The organism is Rhizobium altiplani, assembly GCF_001542405.1.
GTDB lineage: Bacteria > Pseudomonadota > Alphaproteobacteria > Rhizobiales > Rhizobiaceae > Rhizobium > Rhizobium altiplani.
Genome location: NZ_LNCD01000059.1, coordinates 26,473 through 44,208, shown reverse-complemented (window position 1 = coordinate 44,208; position 17,736 = coordinate 26,473). Strand labels below are relative to the sequence as shown.

Sequence of the window (17,736 nt, the reverse complement as noted above, 5' to 3'; positions counted from 1 at the left end):
GACATGTAAAGACCGACGATGTCCTGCACCTTATCGACGAAGAGCGGATCAGAGGAAAGCTTGAATGTCTCGGCACGATGCGGCTGCAGGCCAAAGGCGGTCCAGATCCGACGGATGGTGGTATGCGAAAGTCCACTGGAGGCTGCCATCGAACGGATGGACCAGTGCGTGGCATCCTTGGGGGTGGTGTTCAATGTACGCTCGACGACCTGAGCAACCTGGGCATCAGAGACAGTTCGCGGTCGACCGGCACGATATTCATCTGTCAGCCCTTCAATGCCATCTTGTATGAACCGGCGGCGCCACTTGCCAACCGTATGCTCGTGGAGCCCAAGACGCTCGGCAACGTCTTTACTTTGCAGACCCTGCGCACACAGCAAGACCATCCGGCATCGATCCGACGAGGAGCGCGGCGCTTTATGCCGGCGCACCTGAGATTCCAGGAAATTTCTATCTGCCTCGCTCAGAACGACGAGGCCTGCTTGCCTGCCAACCATCAATCAACTCCTGCTCTTCTAACAGAAGCCAAACAAAATGAAGCTTACTTTAGTTCCAGGTGACTAGCGTCAGAAGGCATGACAATGGTTGTAGTGACTCACGAAATCGGATTTGCCCGCGAAGTTGCGGATATGGTGACTTTCATGGACGGTGGCGTGATAGTTGAACAGGGGCCGCCTGATGAACTGATAGCGAGACCTCAAACACTGAGGGCGAAGTCCTTCTTCAGCCGCATCCTCTGACCGTCGAGGGTCGGAACGGTATCGACCCGGTTGATGCTCTTCGCCACATTGATCCGCGCAAAGATAGTGGTCGCCATCGAGCGGGATCGCGCTTTCGACCGGGCGCGACTGAAGGGCCGAGCCGGATTCGTCGAGCAGCGGCATCGAGGCTTTGCGTCCTGTCTTCATCTTGTCGATTGTTTCCCCGAACCTCGTTCGTTCTCGATGGACTTGCGCAACGCATCCATGATGTTGATGACATTGCCCGTCTAAGCTTCAGCCCGGTCCTTCGGCTTGGCCTTCGACGGTTTCTTCAATTGCTTCTTCTTTGTGTTGATGATGTCAAGCAGCGTCTCCTGCACCGGATCGGCGACCATCTTCGGGCTCCGGTGCTGGGTCTGTTTCTTGATCAATTGTTGCACGAGCGACCATCAGCTCCGCTTCGGCTGTTCGTCATCGATTGCCGCAAAATAGTTCTCCTCATCCCGCACTTCGTCACCATAGCGCAGCGTTCAGAGCAAGATACCCTTGCCGCGTGGCTCGAGCATGACGGCGCGCTCCCGCCGCGAAACCACCAGCCTTGATATGCCAACCATTCTCTGCGCCCATGGCGTCGCGGATGACGGAGAACGCCTCCTCACCGACTGGAAACGGACCTTTTCGCTTTCCGAGGTCGCCGGCATCAACTGCACGGGACAGGTGACCAACGAAAGCTTCAGATAGCCTTTCCAATAGGGGCGAAGAGCCATAGCCGCCTCCCGTCGACCGGCGCGGCGCTGTGGCGCGCCTACCGTCTTGGCCATCTTTGCTGCTGGCGAACGGGAGGCCTTGGCCCGGCCATTGCCCACATTGGCATTGGCGGCGGCTCGTTTCGATGCGCCGATTTATTGGCGATGGATTTCCGACAGGATTTTGGTTACTGCCTCCTCGGCGGCAGTGACGGCGCCAGAGAGATAGCCAGGCTCGGAAGGGCTTGTCTCGCTGCCGGCGAGGAATAGACGATCTTTCCACGGGCCTGAGACCCACTCCTTGCTTCCGGCCACAGGATGGGCGCCGCCCGTGCGGTCGGCGGCGGTCGCCGTCAGCGGATCGGCGGCCCAATCCTTGAGAATGGTGGCAAGGGGCTTGAGCGCCTGCGGGCCGAAGAGCCGCGCCAACTGCGTGAGGCAGGCCTCTTTCAACGCCTGCTCGCCGGTTGCTGCGCGACGCTGCTCCGCTCCGACGCCAAGAAAGCCGAACAGCGCCGCCTTGCCGGATGCCGTCGTCGCGTCGTGGATTTCAACCATCGGCCCGACCATGCTCTGTGCCGTGCCGGAGAGGCCGTCCGTGCGCCAGAAGGGCTGGTCGTAGATCGCAAAGAATTTCGCATGCGACGCCATCCACGTCGCCATGTCGCGCCAGCGTGCGGCGGTCTTGGGCTCCTGCGCCGGCGTAAAACGCACCGTCGCTTCGAGAAGCCGCGGGGGCAGGGCGGCGATCACATGCTCGGCCTGCAACAGAGACGCGCTCTCCTCGCCCGTTTCCACGCTCAGTTCGATGCCGGCATCGGCAAGCACCATCGCCGTCACCTTCGCACCGCGCAGGATGCGGCCGGCGGGAAGATCGGCGGCGAGCGCCCGCACCAGGGCGGCAGTGCCACCGGCAAGCCGCATCGATTGCTGTTCCATAGATGTCGGGCTGTAGCGCTGCGGCCTCTCACGCGACATGCGCTCGAAAATCACGTCGCCCTCGCCGTTCTGGCAGAAGAATGAAAGCCCGAGCTGGCCGACGAGCGTCGCCATTGCCGGCTGCATCTGCGGCCAGTACCAGGAGGGGCCGAGGTCGAAGCCATCCTCGCTGGAGAGACCATCCTCGCCCGTCGTCAGGATGCGGCCGCCAAGACGGTCGCGCGCTTCGAGGACAATGACGTCAAGGCCGGCAGCGTTCAGCGAACGCGCGGCATAGAGGCCGGAGAGACCGGCGCCGACGACGGCGATTTGGCAGGTTTTCATATGTTGCTTCCGGGGGATTGGGAGGGGGATTGAGGATTGTCGAAGGCGCAGACATCCGCGTGCAGAAGCGGCGCAGCTTTGTACCACACCCGCGCACCCTCCGGCCGGATTTTCGCATGCAGATGTTGTTCCGCTGGAAGCCGCAGCCAGCTCCAGCGTCCCAAAGCCTCGCCCGCCCCGCTGAAAGCGCCGTCGAGCACCAGCAGCTCGAGCCCGCTCGCTCGCACCCTCGAAGAGAATTTTCGATGAGGCGACACCGGCACGCAATTTGCCCGCTTCGCCTTCGCCAGGCATGATCACCACCCGCTCGCGATCATCCGCCTTGAATTGCCACAGCTTCACCAGAATGGTGCAGCCGTCCTCGCTTTGCGGCGCGTGGCCGCTGCCGGGCGGATTGCGGACATAGGCGCCCATCGGAAAATCGCCGCCGTCATCCTGGAACACCCCGTCGAGAACCAGAAATTCCTCGCCGCCCGGATGCGCGTGATGGGCAAAACGGCTGCCCGCGGCGTAGCGGACGATCGAGGTGGCCCGCGCCTTCTCTTCCCCGATCCTGAAGAGCATGCGCCGGTTGACTCCCTTGGCGGGGCTTGGCATCCACTCGAGTGCCGCGGCATGGACGAGCGTGCGTCGGGAAAGATCTTCGTTCAGCAGCATGTCAAAGCTCCGATCTGCCGCCATCGACGACGATCTCTGCGCCGAGCATATAGCTCGAAGCGTCGCTTGCCAGGAAGAGCACGGCGGCGGCGATCTCTTCCGGTCTGCCCATGCGCCCGAGCGGCACCTGCGCGCCGACGCGTTCCGCATAGGCGCGGAACTCTTCCTCGCTCTGGTCCCTGGCGCGGTGGATCGGCGTTTCGATCGAGCCGGGGCTGACGGCGTTCACCCTGATCTTCCGGTCGATGAGCTCGGCCGACATGGTTCGGGCAAAGGAGCGAACCGCCGCCTTCGAGGCCGAGAGGATCGCCCGGCCGGGCGTGCCCACCTGATTCAGCCAGGAGGTGTTGAGCACGATCGATCCGCCCGGGCGCATCAGCGGCAGGACGGCCCGCACGGTGAAGAATACGCCCTTCACGTTCACGTCCATAATCCTGTGATAGGTCGCCTCGTCCGCCGTCGCAAGCGGCGTGCCGAGTGCCACGCCCGCATTGGCAAACAGGATGTCGAGCGATCCGAACGCATCCTGAAGCACGCTCTTGACCCGGCCCAGATCGTCGATCGAGGACACGTCCGCCTGGATCGCCAGTGCGTCGCCGCCAATCTCGGCAGCGGCCAGATCGAGTTTTTCCTGCGAGCGGCCGGTGATCGCCACGCGAGCGCCGTTGGCGCGCAGCGCCTTCGCGGCGGCAAGGCCGATCCCGCTCGAACCGCCGGTGATCAGCGCCGTCTTTCCCTCAAGCATCATTCGTCAATCCTCTCGTCTGGCGAAGACTCTAGCGCCCGCGATTGCATTGACGAGGAAAACCGGCCATACCGCAAAGAAAGAAAATCTTTGCGTGGGCGCGATGAGAAACCTGACCAGACTGCGATCGCTCCAGGCACTGGAGGCCTCGGCAAGACACGGCAGCTTTGTCGGCGCGGCAAGCGAGCTCGACGTGACGCCGCCCGCCGTCGGCCAGCTCGTGCGTTCGCTGGAGGATTGGGTGGGCTATCCGCTGTTTAAGCGCAGCCGCTCCGGCACCGAGCGTCTGACGCCGGTCGACGAGGCCGCGGATGCACTCGAGGATATCGCTCAAGGGCTCGACCTGCTGGAGGCGGGCTTGCGCAAGCTGCGCGGCCGCAAGGCGCGTGCCGTCGTCGTCGTCACCGCCTCGCAGGCGCTGGTTGGCAACTGGCTGCTGGCGCGCCTCGACGATTTCTCCTTGAACTGCCCGAATATCGACGTCCGGCTCGACGTCTCCGACCGGGTCAGTGACCTTGCCTTAGGCGAAGCCGATATTGGCATTCGCTGCGGGCTCGGCACATGGAAGGGTGTCAAATCGACCTTCCTGATGGGCGAGGAGATCATCGCCGTCTGCCACAACAGGCTGCTGCCTCAAGATCGCGAGGTCACCGCCGGCTGGATCGCCGAACAGACACTGATCCACGACGGCACGCCGCATCGGGGCGGCGACTTCCCATCATGGGCCGACTGGCTTTCCCGTTCCGGCGCCAACCAGGTGCCGGCTGAGCGCGGCCTGAAGATCAACTCCACCGCCGCCGTGATCCAAGCGGCGATCGCCGCGCGCGGCGTCGCCCTGGTGCGCAAGGCGCTGGTCGCCCAGGAACTGGAAAGCGGCCGCCTCGTCCATCTGTTACCGGAAATTTGCTGGCCGGTGAAATGGGCCTATTACATCGTAGCTGCCCCAAAGGCACTGCGGCGCCACGAGGTCGCGACCTTCCACGACTGGCTCTGGAAAAGTCACGCGCATTGATCCCCCAAAAGCGGGACCCCACTCCAATTGACAGAGCCTGGCGACAACAGACCGGGGGGCCAGGTGCCATGCGCTGTTCCCGCCACAGGTCTTAGCAATGCTCTTCCAGCCAGACGTTCAAAGACAGCAAGTTCGGGAAGACCGGTATCTGTTGCCAAAGCCGTGGCCGGCATCTTGGACGTTCTTCTCAACTTGCCCCTTCTCCGAGCCGGCGGAGGGGTTACAAAACTCGGGCGTAAAGACGTAGTGGTTCGTCATCGCCAAAAACCGGATATTGACTAGCAGTGCGCATATTGTCGTAAATTCCCCCGCTCGGGCACTCCGCCGAAGACCCGGAAGCCGCGTCAATGCGCGTGACGGCGTTGTCACCTTGTTTCACTGAGGTCGGACGAAGCGCTTTCAGTTCAACTCAGGCTGCTGCGCCGGTCGCGGCTGCTTTCCATTGCGCCATAGCGCGGATGCGATGAATGTGGGTGGCGAGAGCAGAGTGCTCTGGTGCGACGGGACGGAATGATTTCTGAGCGCTGAAAACACCGAGACGAATCGTTGCAAGCCGCCGACGGATCGGAAGCCTTGCATTATTCGTTCTAGTTTTCGCAGCCGCAGATGGGAATTTTCTGCACGATTGTTGAGGCCCTTGTGTGATCTATGTTCAACGGCCAGCATCACACCTGGCTTTGCCGCTCCGTATGAGCGCAGTTTATCGGTGATAATCCTCTTTGGCGCCAGACCTCGCCAGACCGCATGGGCGATGGATCTGCGGTGGGAAACGGTGGTTCTTATAGAATGATGGTCGGCGCGCTCATCACGTCCGGCTATCCGTCAACCGTTAAGCCAAGTACAACGTGACAGCACCGAGCTAGGTGATATCGGAGGAGACCTGGAGCTTGGTCACGGAGTCGGATGCGCGGTGGCGAGCTTTTGCATTCCGGATCAGCTTCACGCCCGCTACGGCGTCACTGATCCGTGGGCTTGTAAGCTCGAAGCGGTCGACAAAGTCTCAGGCTGTAACCGGAGGTGCGGCGCTGTCCTAAAGTCGAAGCTGCATGCACAGGAGATCAAGCCACCGCCCGAACTTTTGGCCGACCTCGCTGAATTTTCCGACTGTCTTAAAGCCCAATTTCTCGTGCAGTTTGATCGAACCGGAATTCTCCGCCTCAATGCATGCGACAAGAACATGAATCTGGCGAGCTTGCGCTTCCGAGATAAGTGCGCGCATGAGGCTTGAGCCAATGCCTCCGCCTTGCGAGCCCTTTCGCACGTATACTGAATGTTCCATCGTCTGCCGGAAGCCTTCGATTGTCCGCCAGATTCCGTAGGTCGCGTACCCTAAGACATCGCCGTTCCTGTCCGCTACGAGCACAGGATGCTTCTTCGCCATTCGATCGGCGAGCCACATCCTTCGGTTTGGCAAATTAACAAGTGTCTCGTTCCATATCGCGGTGGTGTTTTGCACCGCTTCATTATAGATATCGAGAATGGCTGGGAGGTCGGCCTCAAGCGCCGGACGGATTACAATTGAATTTTCCATATCTCGAAACTGTCCACTATGATGTTCACGCTGCGCCGCGTTTTCCAAACAGATGTGGAGCACACCGATATTCTATCGTATCCTGAAATTCAAGTGAAAACCGGCGTCCCTCCGCGGAAATTGCTCACTCCCGAGTCTGGCGCACGAGGCAAGAAAGTCTATTATGTTGGATAACATTGATGAGCGGCTGGGCGCTCGCATAAAGATTGAGCGCGAACTCCGCGGTTGGTCGTTGACAGAATTGGCGAAGCGGTCAGGCGTGTCTCGGGCAATGATCCACAAGGTCGAGCGCGGGGATGCAAGCCCGACCGCAATGCTACTGGCACGTCTTTCGGGAGCATTCGAGATCAGCATGTCCACACTCATGGTCCGTGCCGAGATGCAGGAAGGGATGCTTTTGCGAAAGCGCCAGCAACCCGTCTGGGTCGATCCCGTTACGGGCTACATCCGAACACATGTGTCGCCCCGTTCATCGACTCCAATCGATGTGATCGATGTCGTTCTGCCTCCGGGAAAGCGGTCCTCGTTTCCTGCTTCATCCTATGCACATCGAAAGCATCTGGTGTGGGTCTTGAAGGGAGAACTTGTGTTCATCGAGGGCGAGACGACGCACCAGATGGATGAAGGTGATTGCCTTGAAGTGGGGCCACCGAACGATTGTACTTTCGCGAACGAGACGGCAGACGAGTGCCGCTACGCTGTGATCGTGCTCAGAGAAGCCTGACATAATCTCGTTCTTACCGTTGCATGCCGCTCGGATCAGGCGGAAGGCTGCCGTGCCTTCCGCCTTTCTTTACTGAATGGAGTCGTCTCAAATCCCCTGAGCGTAATCATATAGTGACGGAAGCGTTCGGGCTTTTCACGTACTGGGGACACGACGACACAGCTTTTCCAAGCCCCTCTTTCAAGCCAACCTTCTTTTCAAAGCTCTCTTGACATATCGCAAATGTCCATCATAGTGGCATACATGTTTCATTAAGATGGACAATTCGACCGATATCGATAAGAGAAGGAGTGCCTATGTTACGCGAAATACATCTCAACGCCTTCGATATGTTTTGCCCAGGCCACATCCAGCAGGGAATGTGGACACATCCTCGTGATCAATCATATCGCGTCAATGATCTACAATATTGGACCGATTGTGCGCGTAAGCTGGAACAAGGCCTGTTCGACGGAATCTTCTTTGCCGACGTGGTGGGGGTCTATGACGTTTATGGCGGCAGTGCGGACGCCGCCGTGCGCGGCGCTGTTCAGCTTCCGGCCAATGATCCAACAATCGTCATCCCGGCAATGGCCGCGGTTACGAAGAACCTCGGTTTCGGCGTCACCTGCAATCTTATCTATGAGCAGCCGTTCCTCTTTGCCCGGCGAATGTCCACCCTGGATCACATGACGGGCGGTCGTATCGGCTGGAACATCGTCACGGGATATCTCGACAGTGCGGCTCGTGCGATTGGTCTGCAGGGACAGGTCGCTCATGACGACAGATACGATCTGGCCGACGAGTATATGTCGCTTGTCTACAAGCTTTGGGAGGGCTCCTGGGATGATGACGCGGTCGTCGGTGACAAACAGAACGCCGTTTTCACCGATCCGGCCAAGGTGCGCGTTATCCATCACGAAGGGCGGCAGTACAAAGTTGACGCGATGCATCTTTGCTCGCCCTCTCCACAGCGCACGCCGGTTCTTTATCAGGCAGGGTCGTCGCCGCGCGGCCGCGAATTCGCTGCCACTCACGCCGAGTGCGTTTTCGTGAACGGCCAGAAGAAGGAAGATGTCAGGGGCATCACCTCTGACATCAAAGCGCGTGCGGAGGCAAAAGGACGTTCCACAGATGACGTAAAGGTCTTCCTTGGAGCGACCCTGATCATCGGTAAGACGGGCGCAGAGGCGCAGGAGAAATTCGAGGAATACCGTCGATATGTGAGCTCGGAGGCCGCGCTTGTACATGCGGCCGCCTCGCTCGGCATCGACTTTGCGAAGTACGATCTCGACGAGCCGATCGAAACAGGCAAGAGCCAGGCGATCGTTTCCAACGTCGAGATCATGAACAAGGCTGCTGGCCCGAAATGGACCCGGCGCAGGCTGTTGGAGCAGATGGTGCTCGGTAGCAGGCAGCAGCCTTGGGTCGGATCCGCAGAAGAGATCGCCGAGACGCTCATCGGGTGGAGCGAGGAAGCCGGGATCGCCGGGTTCAACCTGTCCCGGACGGTTACACCGGAGAGCATCGACGACGTAATCACCCACCTGATCCCGCTTCTGCAGGAGAAGGGCGTTTACAAGACGTCTTACGCGGAGGGCACGTATCGCGAAAAGCTGTTCGGCCACGCCCGCCTGCCAGCCACTCATTCCGCCGCGCAATATCGCGGTGGGACTGCTGCAGAATAGTCGCTCTCATTAGGAGGAGGATTTCAGATGATCGACAAATCCCAATATCGCGATGCGATGGCCGGTCTCGCTGCCGCGGTGAATATCATTACGTCTGACGGTGCGGCAGGCACTGCTGGCTGCACAGTCTCCGCTGTCTGCTCCGTGACGGACGAGCCTCCTACCTTGCTCGTCTGCATCAACCGAGCGAGTGCAAACAACGAAATCATTCGAAAGAATGGCAATATTTGCGTCAATGTTCTGTCGGCCGACCAGCGCCATGTCGCAATGCAATTTGCCACCAAAGGCCTGTCTGTCACCGAACGTCTTGCTTGCGCCAAGTGGAGCGTTCTCGAAACCGGCGCACCCGTTCTTAACGGAGCCGTGTGTGCCATCGATTGCCAGGTCGATTCCGTCTCGGAAGTTGGCACGCACACAGTTTTTTACTGCCGGGTGAAAGCAGTCCAAAATCAGCCGGGTTCTGACGGCTTGATATATTTCGGTCGGGATTTTCACCGAGTCGGTGTGAATATGGGCGGTCCAGCCGAGGCCAGGACTTAGAACGATGGGCAGGCGCGTTAACGTCAGTCCACGATCTCTTGCCATCCCGTCCGGAAAACCTGCGAGCAAGGACAAATGGGGTGCCTTGGCCCTGATCCTTGCCGCACAGGTCTCAGCAATGAGCGTGTGGTTTTCATCCAGCGCGGCGATCGCAAGCATCAAGCAACATCAGTCAATAACGTCAACGGAAGAGGCGTTCCTGACGACAACAGTCCAGATCGGATTCGTTGCGGGAACTATTGTCTCGGCCCTTTTCTCGCTCCCTGATCGGTACGATCCTCGGCGGCTTTTCTCGGGTTGCGCGGCAATCGCAGGTTTGGCAACTCTCTGCCTCGTCTTTAGCGCGCCAACTGGTCTGCCGGTCGTCTTCCTCCGGTTCTTGACAGGTCTTTGTATGGCCGGCGTCTATCCGGTCGGCATGCGCATGGCTGCAACCTGGGCTAACAAAGATCTTGGTCTTTTGATCGGGCTTCTCGTTGGTGCGCTCACCCTTGGCTCGGCGAGCCCGCATTTGCTGGCCGCGACAGTCGAGGTGAACTGGAAAAACATCTATCTCGTCGCGTCAGGGTCCGCTTTACTTGCAGCCGTCCTCATCTGCTTCGTGCGTTTGGGTCGGAATATCCGCCGAGCAACGGCGGTCGACTTTTCCAAAATCGCCCAGAGCTGGCGCCGGCCGTCAATCCGCAAGGCCAATCTCGGTTATTTGGGTCACATGTGGGAACTCTACGCCATGTGGGCATGGCTTACAGTGTTTCTACATCAATCGTTCGCCGAACGTGGATTCGCCAACTCGAATACAATGGCCGCCTGGTTGACGTTCGTAGCGATCGCGTCGGGAGCGGTCGGCTCGTGGCTAGGTGGCCTCCTAGCGGACCGCATTGGTCGGACTTTTGTGACGATAGCCGCAATGGCGGTGAGCGGTACGTGTGCGGCAACCGTTGGATGGCTCTACCATGCACCGCTGGTCATTCTGGCTCCTCTTGTTGTCCTATGGGGCATTAGCGTCATTGCCGACTCTGCGCAATTCTCTGCAACTATTGCAGAACTTGCCGAGCCGAGCTCCGTCGGAACCTTGCTGACTGCTCAGACATGCGCTGGATTTTTGCTCACCATGGCTAGCATTCAAATCGTGCCTATCGTTCAGGAAATCTTGGGCTGGTCGGGCGCATTCATGATGCTGGCGGTCGGCCCGATCATCGGCTGCGTCGCCATGTGGCGCCTGCGTTCTGATCCGGATGCAAAGCGCATCGCTGGCGGCAAACGCTAGCAATCAACTGACATGAACTCGCCATTCGGCAAACGGGCCGAAAAGGCGGGGTGAAGAAATCCGCCGCAAGAGCGGAGCAATTTTCTGTGTCGCTTAACAAGAGGATGGAACCATGCGACCTATACACATACTGGCCTTGATCCCGGTCCTCGTTGCGCCATTCTTCCTGAACCGGGTCGAACCGTTCCTTTTGGGCATGCCATTCGTTCTGGCATGGCTGTCCCTCATGCTTGTGCTGACCTCGGTCGCAATGGCTTGCATCTATGTCGTTGACAAAGCGAGCGGCGCACATGGCTCCGATGATTTGGAAGGAGCCAGCAAGTGAACAGCGCACACTTTTTCATCTTCGGAATCCTGGTCGTTGCACTTGGGCTTGGACTTCGCGCAAGGCGCGGCAAGGACATGAGCCTCGAGCAATGGTCCGTCGGCGGGCGCGGCTTTGGTACGCTCATTGTTTTCCTTCTGATGGCGGGCGAAATCTTCACGACGTTCGTCTTTCTCGGCGGCAGCGGGTTTGCGTACGGCAAAGGAGCGGCAGCGTTTTACCTACTTGGCTATGGAAGCCTTTGCTTCATTCTCTCCTATTGGCTTCTGCCGCCGGTCTGGCGCTACGCCAAGGAGAAGGGGCTTTTGTCGCAGCCGGATTTTTTTGAGCATGAAAGTCAAACACTTGGCGATGTTGTCGCGGTGGTCGGAGTCGTGGCGCTCATTCCGTATCTTGTCCTTCAACTCAAGGGCTTGGGCATTATTATCAACGTTGCATCATACTCATCGATCTCGTCCACCCAGGGAATCTGGGTCGGCGCTATAATCGTGGCGCTCTACGTTTTCGTGTCTGGCATCCACGGGTCGGCATGGACTGCTGTCGTCAAGGACATTCTGGTGATGTTCGTTGCGGTGTTTCTCGGCCTTTATCTGCCTTATCATTACTACGGTGGCATCGGACCGATGTTCGAAGCTTTAAACCAGGCAAAGCCCGGTTTCTTGGCCTTGGCACCGACTGGCCAAAGCACCACCTGGTATGCCTCGACGGTGCTGCTTTCGACGTTGGGCTTTTATATGTGGCCGCATACGTTTACCGCCACATTTGGCGGTGGCGACACAATCGTCTCGCTGCTCCTCATGGCCTATGCATTCGTAACACAGCTCTTCCCGGTCCTTTTGATGAGCCTAAGGAAGAATAACCCCGTTACCCGCTCCGCTGCCATCGTCAGGATCGTTGTCGGCGAAGCAACTGTGGCCTGGGTTTCGCTTACCAAAAGCACTGTTGGCGCCCTGTTCCCTTTCCTGCCGTCGCCATTGCAGGATCTGAACGTCGGTATCGTGGCTTTGGCGCTCAACGTAATCACTCTCGTGTTTGTTACGCTCGTGACCCGCAAACCCGAAAGCGCCGGCGCACAACAGGTCCGTGAAGCTTGATCAATCGGGCGGGGAGGGCATTGCTCCCCGCCCATACAGGCCCCAACGTCGCTGCCTCAGGTGGTGGCCGAAAAACTTTGCAGAAAAGGTTGATAACCCATGGCCAGTTCATTCAAACCAGAACTCGTCGAAATGCCGATTGGCCACTGGATCGGTGACCGGCTGATTATCGACAGTTCGGGAATCGAGCTGCAACGCCCCTCAGATGGTATCAACTACGCTTCCTGCCCATTGGGAGGTCCCGAGATCGTCGATCAGGCTGTTTCGACCGCCAAAGCCGCTCTCAAGACGAGTGGGTGGGGAATGCGCCGGCCCCGCGAACGCACCGAAGTCATGCACCGTTGGGCAGATTTCATCGTTGCCGAAGGCGAAAAGATCGGCCAGTTGGAGTCGATTTCTTCTTCACGGCCGATCGCGCAGTCCGTTTCGATCGATGTTGCCGTGACCGCCGAACAAATTCGTTTCTTCGCTGAGATGGCCGACAAGGAAGGCGGCGATGTGGTTCCGACAGATGGCAACCATCTCGGCATGATCCTCAGTGAACCCTACGGTGTCGTCGGGGCAATCACGCCTTGGAACGTGCCAGTCTCTATGGCGGGTTGGAAAATGGCGCCTGCTTTGGCGGCCGGTAACGCCATTGTTCTTAAGCCCTCCGAGTTGACACCGTTCTCCACGATCTACATCGCGCAGCTTGCCATCAAAGCAGGAATACCAGCTGGCATCGTAAACGTCGTCTTGGGTGACGGAATGACGACGGGCGCGAGCCTCATTGCGCATTCCGATATCGCCAAGGTCAGTTTCACCGGCTCCACTCTTGCTGGAGGTGCGATCATGAAAAAAATCGCGTCGACCCAGATCAAACCTATGACGCTGGAGCTCGGGGGGAAGAGTCCTCAGATCGTCTTTCCTTCCGCCGACCTCAAGGTGGCCGCCCGGTGCATCGCCGGAAGCATCATGCTGAATGCCGGGCAAACATGCGTTGCCGGCACAAGGCTGATTATCGATCAGCGTGTCTCAGGCGAGTTCATGGGGCTTCTGGCGGCAGCGATGACGTCCTACCATGCGGGCCCAACTTGGGATGCTACAAGCAACTATTCCCCCGTCATTTCCGCGCACCAAATCGCGCGCATTGAGACCATCGTCGATGCGGCAGTCTCTGAAGGAGCCGAGGCAATCATAGGCGGGAAACGCATGGATCGTGATGGATATTTCTATGAGCCCACGATTCTTAGCGGCGTAGAGAAGGATTCTCCCGCGCTGGTCGAGGAAATATTTGGCCCGGTCATCACCGTTCAAACGTTCGGTGACGAAGAAGAAGCCTTCGAATTGAGTGATCATCCAACCTACGGTCTTGCCGCCGGCGTGTTCTCGAAGGATCTGTCGCAGGCAATGCGGGCGGTCAAACGCGTTGAGGCAGGGACAGTTTGGGTCAATCGTTACGGGCGCTCGCGCGACCACATCCTCCCGACCGGTGGTTACAAGGCATCCGGTATCGGCAAGGACCTTGGCAAGGAAGCCTACAAATCCAACCGTCGGCTAAAGAGCGTTTTGATCGAAATCTGAATTGGCGCCGGAGGTACGCATTATGGCAAACGCTCGTGAAATTCTTGAAAAGTTGATAGGTTTTCCATCCGTCGTGGGCTCGGCGAACGCGCCGATCGTCTCTTACATCAGGGACTATTTCGCTGCGCTCGGCGCGCATGTGAGCGAGCTGCCCGGTCCGGAAGGAAATCGTTCAAATCTGTTCGTGAGCATGGGACCGCGTGATCGAGCCGGCATCATTCTCTCGGGTCATACGGATGTCGTGCCCATAGAGGGTCAGCCTTGGACATCGCCGGCGTTCGCGCTTCGACAAGGGGGCGATCGCCTTTACGGCCGCGGCACCAGCGATATGAAAGGGTTTCTTGCCGCTGCCATGGCCGTCGCAGCTGGAGTCAATGCGGAAAAACTCCGTCGCCCCCTTCACTTTGCATTTTCCTACGACGAAGAGGCAGGATGTCGAGGCGTTCCCCATATGATCGAGGCAATTCCGTCGATCTGCGCCTTGCCGGCGAGCTGCATTGTCGGAGAGCCAAGCCAGATGATCCCGATTCTTGCGCACAAGGGGAAGGCCGCCGTCAAATTCACAGTCGAAGGAACAGCCGGTCATTCGTCGAGACCCGATCGCGGGCTCAATGCCATTCACGGACTGTCCACCTTATTGGCCAAGGCGGTGGCTCAGTCGGATCTGCTGAAGCACGGGCAGCAGAATGAACTCTTTTTGCCGTCATACTCGACCCTTCAGGTCGGTGTGATCGAAGGAGGTCTGTCACTTAACGTCATACCGCAGTTCGCAAGCTTTGATGTCGAGGTTAGAGCCATTCCCGGCGCGGAGCCCTACTCACTGCTTGAACCGATTTTCAAGGCCTTTCCCGAGCTTGAAAAGGTTGGACTCAAAGTCAAAGCTGATCGCTTGTCCGAATATCCAGGAATGGAACTCCCGGAAGATTCCGATTTGGCCACATTGATGACGAGGGCAACTGGCCGGAACCCCATCCGCGCGGTGAGCTACGGGACCGAAGCCGGGCTTTTTGCGAAAACCGGTATTCCCTCAATCATCTGCGGTCCCGGTAACGTCGACCGAGCGCACAAGGTCGATGAATACATTCGCCTGTCGGAGCTCAATGAGTGCTGCTCTGTGCTCGACCGGGTCGCTTCCGACCTGGCTGCGTGATCAGCGAGCGACGTACTCACACATTTTCAAAAGAAGGATTGATCGTAGCCATGGAAGCCACGAACGACCGCATCGAAAAAGATCACTGGAGTATCCCTTCGTCCATCGCGAGGCTTGGGCAGAGCTTGGTTGACGACGAGGTTAGCAGCAATGCATTATGATCAGAAATGTCATTGATCCTTCGGTTCATAAATGGCATCATAATGCTTGATCGTCAGCATCTTGCAATTCTGAGAGAAGTCAGCCGTCGAGGCAGCGTTACCGCGGCCGCCGAAAAGCTGAACGTCACTCAATCCGCCTTGAGCCATACGATCGCAAAGTTCGAGGAACGGCACCGCATCAAGATATGGATGAAATCAGGCCGCGGGCTGCGGTTGACGCAGACAGGTGAGTATCTGCTTTCTGTGGCCGAACGCGTCCTGCCCCAAATGGAACATGCCGAGCGGGTCCTGACCGATTTTGCTATGGGAAGGAGAGGAGCCCTTCGTGTTGGCATGGAATGTCATCCCTGCCAGCGGTGGCTGACCAAGATTGCGACGTCTTATCTCGACAAGTGGCCCGATGTCGATTTCGACGTGCGTACGGCTTTCCGGTTCGACGGTGTCGAGGCACTCCTTGCGTACGAAATCGATCTTCTGATCACACCGGATCCCGTGGACGCGCCGGACCTGCTCTTTACGCCGGTTTTCGAATATGAGTTGGTGCTGATGGTGCATGCGACCCATCCTCTTGCCAACCGGAAATGCGTGCAGCCACAGGATCTTCTCGACGAGGAACTGATCACGGTTCCGGTCACATTGGAGCGGCTGGACATATACACCAAATTCCTTGTTCCCGCCCATTGCCGACCGCGTCAGCACCGCACGGCCGAAACCATCGACCTGATGCTGCAACTCGTCTGTGCGAAAAGGGGTGTTACGGTCCTACCGGATTGGCTGCTGCAGGAAGACGCCGTTGGAATGCCGATACGCGCACTACGCGTGGGCGATACCGGTATACGGAAAAACATCAATCTGGGTGTACGGCGCGGTGAGGAGACCATATCATACATCGACGGTTTTCTAGCGCTTGCCCGCGAGAGGGGGCGCTCGCCTTCGCCGTGATCGCGGAAAGCGAATTTCCCAGCGCCGCCTTGATTCCCTCTCGTCAATCACCGTCGAGGAGATGTTCAGAGCCACGATATTTGCAAGAGGTTATTCGAGCTTGTGCATGTAGGCGGCCATGTCTCGCGTCTTTCCTTCCGTGCGGCATCGCATTGTGATGTCTCGCCTCCGACGTAGGGAAGCAAACGGGATCGGAATAGCAAGCATCGCAAGTGCGGCCTGACTGAGGAAGCTGCCCCCAAAATGGTGACCTGGAACTGCTTCGAGGGTCCAGATGACCAACTGCGGGCGATCACAGCAGCAACCAAGCCACCGACCATAACCCGGGCGATCGCTCTGTCGAGCTTAGCGACTGTGCCGCAGTCCGAACCCAGAGGTTTCGTGTGGTGGTCTTCTGATGTTGTGACCCGGCGGTTGTGTCGCGGAAAGCCTGGAACTGTTCAGGCAAACCGAACCACCTCTATCCTTCAGCTTTGCTCGACAACGAGTTTCGAGATGACGTCTCGGGCAGCTTGGGAAGATGCTTGTACGGCGCCGGCAAGGTAGCCGGCCTCACCTCGGCTCGTCTCGCTCCCGGCTAGGACCAGCCGCTCTTTCCACGGGCTAGCGATCCAGCCCCCTCCAGGGCCATTCGGGTGGCCGGCGGAAAACCAGTCGGCGGATGTCGCAGTCAGCGGGTCGGCAGCCCAGTCCTTGTAGAGGGTCGCTCGTGGATGGGCAGCTTGCGGCCCGAAGATGCGCGTGAACTGGCGGATCGAGGCCTCCTTCAGCGCGACCGCGCCGATTGCTGCACGTTGTTCGGCTCCCATCCCGACGAAGCCGAACAGGGCTGCCTTGCCCGAGTACGTGGTCGCATCATGGATCTCCGTCAAAGGTCCAACCATGCTTTGCGCCGTCCCGGAGAATCCTGCCTCGCGCCAGAAGGGACGATCGTAGATAGCGAAAAATTTGGCGTGTGGCGCCATCCAGGTCGGCGTTTGCCTCCACAGTTCGATCGTGCCTTTCTCCTGGGCCGGCTCGAACTGGACGGTCGCCTCCAGAATACGCGGCGGAAGCGCCGCAATCACCTGTGACGCCTGAATCAGCTCTATACGTCCGTCGGCAAATCTCAAAGACAGCTCGACACCGGTTTCGTTGAGACGCATCGCGGTGACTTGCGCACCGCACCACAGCGCCGCCTCAGGCAAGCCTTGCGCCAGCGCACGAACCAATGAAGCGGATCCTCCGATGAACCTCAGTGCTTCGGGCTCCTGATTCAGTCCGGGATAGCGCTTTGCCGATTCCCGCGACATCCGCTCGAAGACAACGTCGCCATCGCTGTTTTGCGCAAACGTGAGCAGATCGAGTTCGGCAACGAGCGCGGCGATCGCAGGCTGCATTCGAGGCCAGATCCAGGACGGTCCAAGGTCGAAGCCGTCTGCGTCCGGCTGGCCTGTCTCGTTCACGGTCTCGATCCGGCCGCCGAGGGTGGCTCTTGCCTCGATGAGCAGGAATTCGATCTCGGCCGCATGCAGCAGTCGCGCGGTGTGCAGTCCTGCAAAGCCTCCGCCGATAATAGCTACCTTGGTGTTCCTCATTATCTCTCTCCGGGAAGCTGGCTCCCGACAGCGTTGGCCTGTCAGAAGCGGGCGCGCCCGTGACGGTCTTC

15 protein-coding genes and 5 pseudogenes are annotated in these 17,736 nt (G+C 58.7%); 11 read left to right on the top strand and 9 right to left on the bottom strand.

All coding sequences use genetic code 11. From position 1 onward, the window contains the following. Nucleotides 1-497 (bottom strand): IS630 family transposase (locus AS026_RS12830; protein WP_131815316.1); only part of this gene is annotated, 497 nt, incomplete at its 3' end. A gap of 63 nt (nucleotides 498-560) precedes the next feature. Between AS026_RS12830 and AS026_RS43335 the strand changes: the two are divergent. Then, nucleotides 561-740, top strand: a pseudogene (locus AS026_RS43335) (ectoine/hydroxyectoine ABC transporter ATP-binding protein EhuA); the annotation flags it as partial. A gap of 164 nt (nucleotides 741-904) precedes the next feature. On the opposite strand, the pseudogene AS026_RS12820 reads toward AS026_RS43335, so the two are convergent. The 4 genes and pseudogenes from AS026_RS12820 to AS026_RS12810 form a co-directional block, all read right to left on the bottom strand. Further along, nucleotides 905-1,468, bottom strand: a pseudogene (locus tag AS026_RS12820) (Ku protein). Between the two features lie 135 nt (nucleotides 1,469-1,603). Continuing rightward, on the bottom strand, nucleotides 1,604-2,710 hold the full coding sequence (locus AS026_RS12815; RefSeq protein WP_028748657.1) for a flavin monoamine oxidase family protein: 1,107 nt from the start codon (nucleotides 2,708-2,710) through the stop codon (nucleotides 1,604-1,606). Then, nucleotides 2,707-3,367, bottom strand: a pseudogene (locus tag AS026_RS39850) (cupin domain-containing protein). The gene AS026_RS12815 and the pseudogene AS026_RS39850 overlap by 4 nt, the downstream one beginning before the upstream one ends. A 1-nt stretch (nucleotide 3,368) precedes the next feature. After that, the gene (locus tag AS026_RS12810) at nucleotides 3,369-4,112 is read right to left on the bottom strand and encodes a glucose 1-dehydrogenase (RefSeq protein ID WP_037075944.1); all 744 of its coding nucleotides are present in this window, start codon (nucleotides 4,110-4,112) and stop codon (nucleotides 3,369-3,371) included. Nucleotides 4,113-4,215: 103 nt separating this feature from the next. On the opposite strand from AS026_RS12810, the gene AS026_RS12805 reads away from it, so the two are divergent. Further along, a complete protein-coding gene (locus tag AS026_RS12805; RefSeq protein WP_028748656.1) occupies nucleotides 4,216-5,124 on the top strand; it encodes a LysR substrate-binding domain-containing protein in 909 nt (302 codons plus the stop codon). Between the two features lie 94 nt (nucleotides 5,125-5,218). Here AS026_RS12805 and AS026_RS43330 read toward each other — a convergent pair. The 3 genes and pseudogenes from AS026_RS43330 to AS026_RS12800 form a co-directional block, all read right to left on the bottom strand. Next, a pseudogene (locus AS026_RS43330) lies at nucleotides 5,219-5,468 on the bottom strand (IS21 family transposase); the annotation flags it as partial. Between the two features lie 65 nt (nucleotides 5,469-5,533). Further along, nucleotides 5,534-5,856 (bottom strand): annotated as a pseudogene (locus AS026_RS39840) (DDE-type integrase/transposase/recombinase); the annotation flags it as partial. 298 nt (nucleotides 5,857-6,154) lie between these two features. Beyond that, entirely contained in the window at nucleotides 6,155-6,655 is a 501-nt protein-coding gene (locus AS026_RS12800) for a GNAT family N-acetyltransferase (RefSeq protein ID WP_028748654.1), read from the bottom strand. Between the two features lie 163 nt (nucleotides 6,656-6,818). Here AS026_RS12800 and AS026_RS12795 point away from each other — a divergent pair, with 163 nt between their 5' ends. From AS026_RS12795 to AS026_RS12755, 9 genes are all read left to right on the top strand, one after another. After that, nucleotides 6,819-7,379: a helix-turn-helix domain-containing protein gene (locus AS026_RS12795; RefSeq protein WP_037075939.1), complete on the top strand. Its 561-nt coding sequence runs from the start codon at nucleotides 6,819-6,821 to the stop codon at nucleotides 7,377-7,379. Between the two features lie 296 nt (nucleotides 7,380-7,675). Beyond that, entirely contained in the window at nucleotides 7,676-9,046 is a 1,371-nt protein-coding gene (locus AS026_RS12790) for an LLM class flavin-dependent oxidoreductase (RefSeq protein WP_007539355.1), read from the top strand. A 27-nt stretch (nucleotides 9,047-9,073) separates the two neighbouring features. Beyond that, the gene (locus tag AS026_RS12785; protein WP_007539353.1) at nucleotides 9,074-9,586 is read left to right on the top strand and encodes a flavin reductase; all 513 of its coding nucleotides are present in this window, start codon (nucleotides 9,074-9,076) and stop codon (nucleotides 9,584-9,586) included. 4 nt (nucleotides 9,587-9,590) lie between these two features. After that, entirely contained in the window at nucleotides 9,591-10,853 is a 1,263-nt protein-coding gene (locus AS026_RS12780; RefSeq protein WP_037075938.1) for an MFS transporter, read from the top strand. Between the two features lie 112 nt (nucleotides 10,854-10,965). Next, nucleotides 10,966-11,178 (top strand): DUF3311 domain-containing protein, encoded by a 213-nt coding sequence (locus AS026_RS12775; RefSeq protein WP_007539349.1) that lies wholly within the window; start codon nucleotides 10,966-10,968, stop codon nucleotides 11,176-11,178. Continuing rightward, a complete protein-coding gene (locus tag AS026_RS12770) occupies nucleotides 11,175-12,272 on the top strand; it encodes a sodium:solute symporter family protein (protein WP_028748651.1) in 1,098 nt (365 codons plus the stop codon). Before AS026_RS12775 ends, AS026_RS12770 begins: the two co-directional genes overlap by 4 nt. Before the next feature lie 99 nt (nucleotides 12,273-12,371). Continuing rightward, entirely contained in the window at nucleotides 12,372-13,835 is a 1,464-nt protein-coding gene (locus AS026_RS12765) for an aldehyde dehydrogenase family protein (RefSeq protein WP_028748650.1), read from the top strand. A gap of 22 nt (nucleotides 13,836-13,857) precedes the next feature. Next, nucleotides 13,858-14,985, top strand: coding sequence for an acetylornithine deacetylase (gene argE, locus AS026_RS12760; protein WP_028748649.1), 1,128 nt, complete (start codon nucleotides 13,858-13,860; stop codon nucleotides 14,983-14,985). Nucleotides 14,986-15,188: 203 nt separating this feature from the next. Continuing rightward, nucleotides 15,189-16,088 carry a LysR family transcriptional regulator gene (locus AS026_RS12755; RefSeq protein WP_040679154.1) on the top strand — a complete coding sequence of 300 codons (900 nt, stop codon included), beginning with the start codon at nucleotides 15,189-15,191 and terminating at the stop codon, nucleotides 16,086-16,088. A gap of 467 nt (nucleotides 16,089-16,555) precedes the next feature. Here AS026_RS12755 and AS026_RS12750 read toward each other — a convergent pair whose 3' ends face one another. Beyond that, nucleotides 16,556-17,665 carry a flavin monoamine oxidase family protein gene (locus AS026_RS12750; RefSeq protein ID WP_062369808.1) on the bottom strand — a complete coding sequence of 370 codons (1,110 nt, stop codon included), beginning with the start codon at nucleotides 17,663-17,665 and terminating at the stop codon, nucleotides 16,556-16,558. Nucleotides 17,666-17,736 lie beyond the last annotated feature (71 nt).

What these genes read in the sequence shown, in the direction of transcription:
- argE (WP_028748649.1), top strand. Translation starts at nt 13,858, where the DNA reads ATGGCAAACGCTCGTGAAATTCTTGAAAAGTTGATAGGTTTTCCATCC.
- AS026_RS12795 (WP_037075939.1), top strand. Translation starts at nt 6,819, where the DNA reads ATGTTGGATAACATTGATGAGCGGCTGGGCGCTCGCATAAAGATTGAG.
- AS026_RS12780 (WP_037075938.1), top strand. Translation starts at nt 9,591, where the DNA reads ATGGGCAGGCGCGTTAACGTCAGTCCACGATCTCTTGCCATCCCGTCC.
- AS026_RS12805 (WP_028748656.1), top strand. Translation starts at nt 4,216, where the DNA reads ATGAGAAACCTGACCAGACTGCGATCGCTCCAGGCACTGGAGGCCTCG.
- AS026_RS12755 (WP_040679154.1), top strand. Translation starts at nt 15,189, where the DNA reads ATGCTTGATCGTCAGCATCTTGCAATTCTGAGAGAAGTCAGCCGTCGA.
- AS026_RS12790 (WP_007539355.1), top strand. Translation starts at nt 7,676, where the DNA reads ATGTTACGCGAAATACATCTCAACGCCTTCGATATGTTTTGCCCAGGC.
- AS026_RS12810 (WP_037075944.1), bottom strand. Translation starts at nt 4,112, where the DNA reads ATGCTTGAGGGAAAGACGGCGCTGATCACCGGCGGTTCGAGCGGGATC.
- AS026_RS12775 (WP_007539349.1), top strand. Translation starts at nt 10,966, where the DNA reads ATGCGACCTATACACATACTGGCCTTGATCCCGGTCCTCGTTGCGCCA.
- AS026_RS12815 (WP_028748657.1), bottom strand. Translation starts at nt 2,710, where the DNA reads ATGAAAACCTGCCAAATCGCCGTCGTCGGCGCCGGTCTCTCCGGCCTC.
- AS026_RS12785 (WP_007539353.1), top strand. Translation starts at nt 9,074, where the DNA reads ATGATCGACAAATCCCAATATCGCGATGCGATGGCCGGTCTCGCTGCC.
- AS026_RS12750 (WP_062369808.1), bottom strand. Translation starts at nt 17,665, where the DNA reads ATGAGGAACACCAAGGTAGCTATTATCGGCGGAGGCTTTGCAGGACTG.
- AS026_RS12765 (WP_028748650.1), top strand. Translation starts at nt 12,372, where the DNA reads ATGGCCAGTTCATTCAAACCAGAACTCGTCGAAATGCCGATTGGCCAC.
- AS026_RS12800 (WP_028748654.1), bottom strand. Translation starts at nt 6,655, where the DNA reads ATGGAAAATTCAATTGTAATCCGTCCGGCGCTTGAGGCCGACCTCCCA.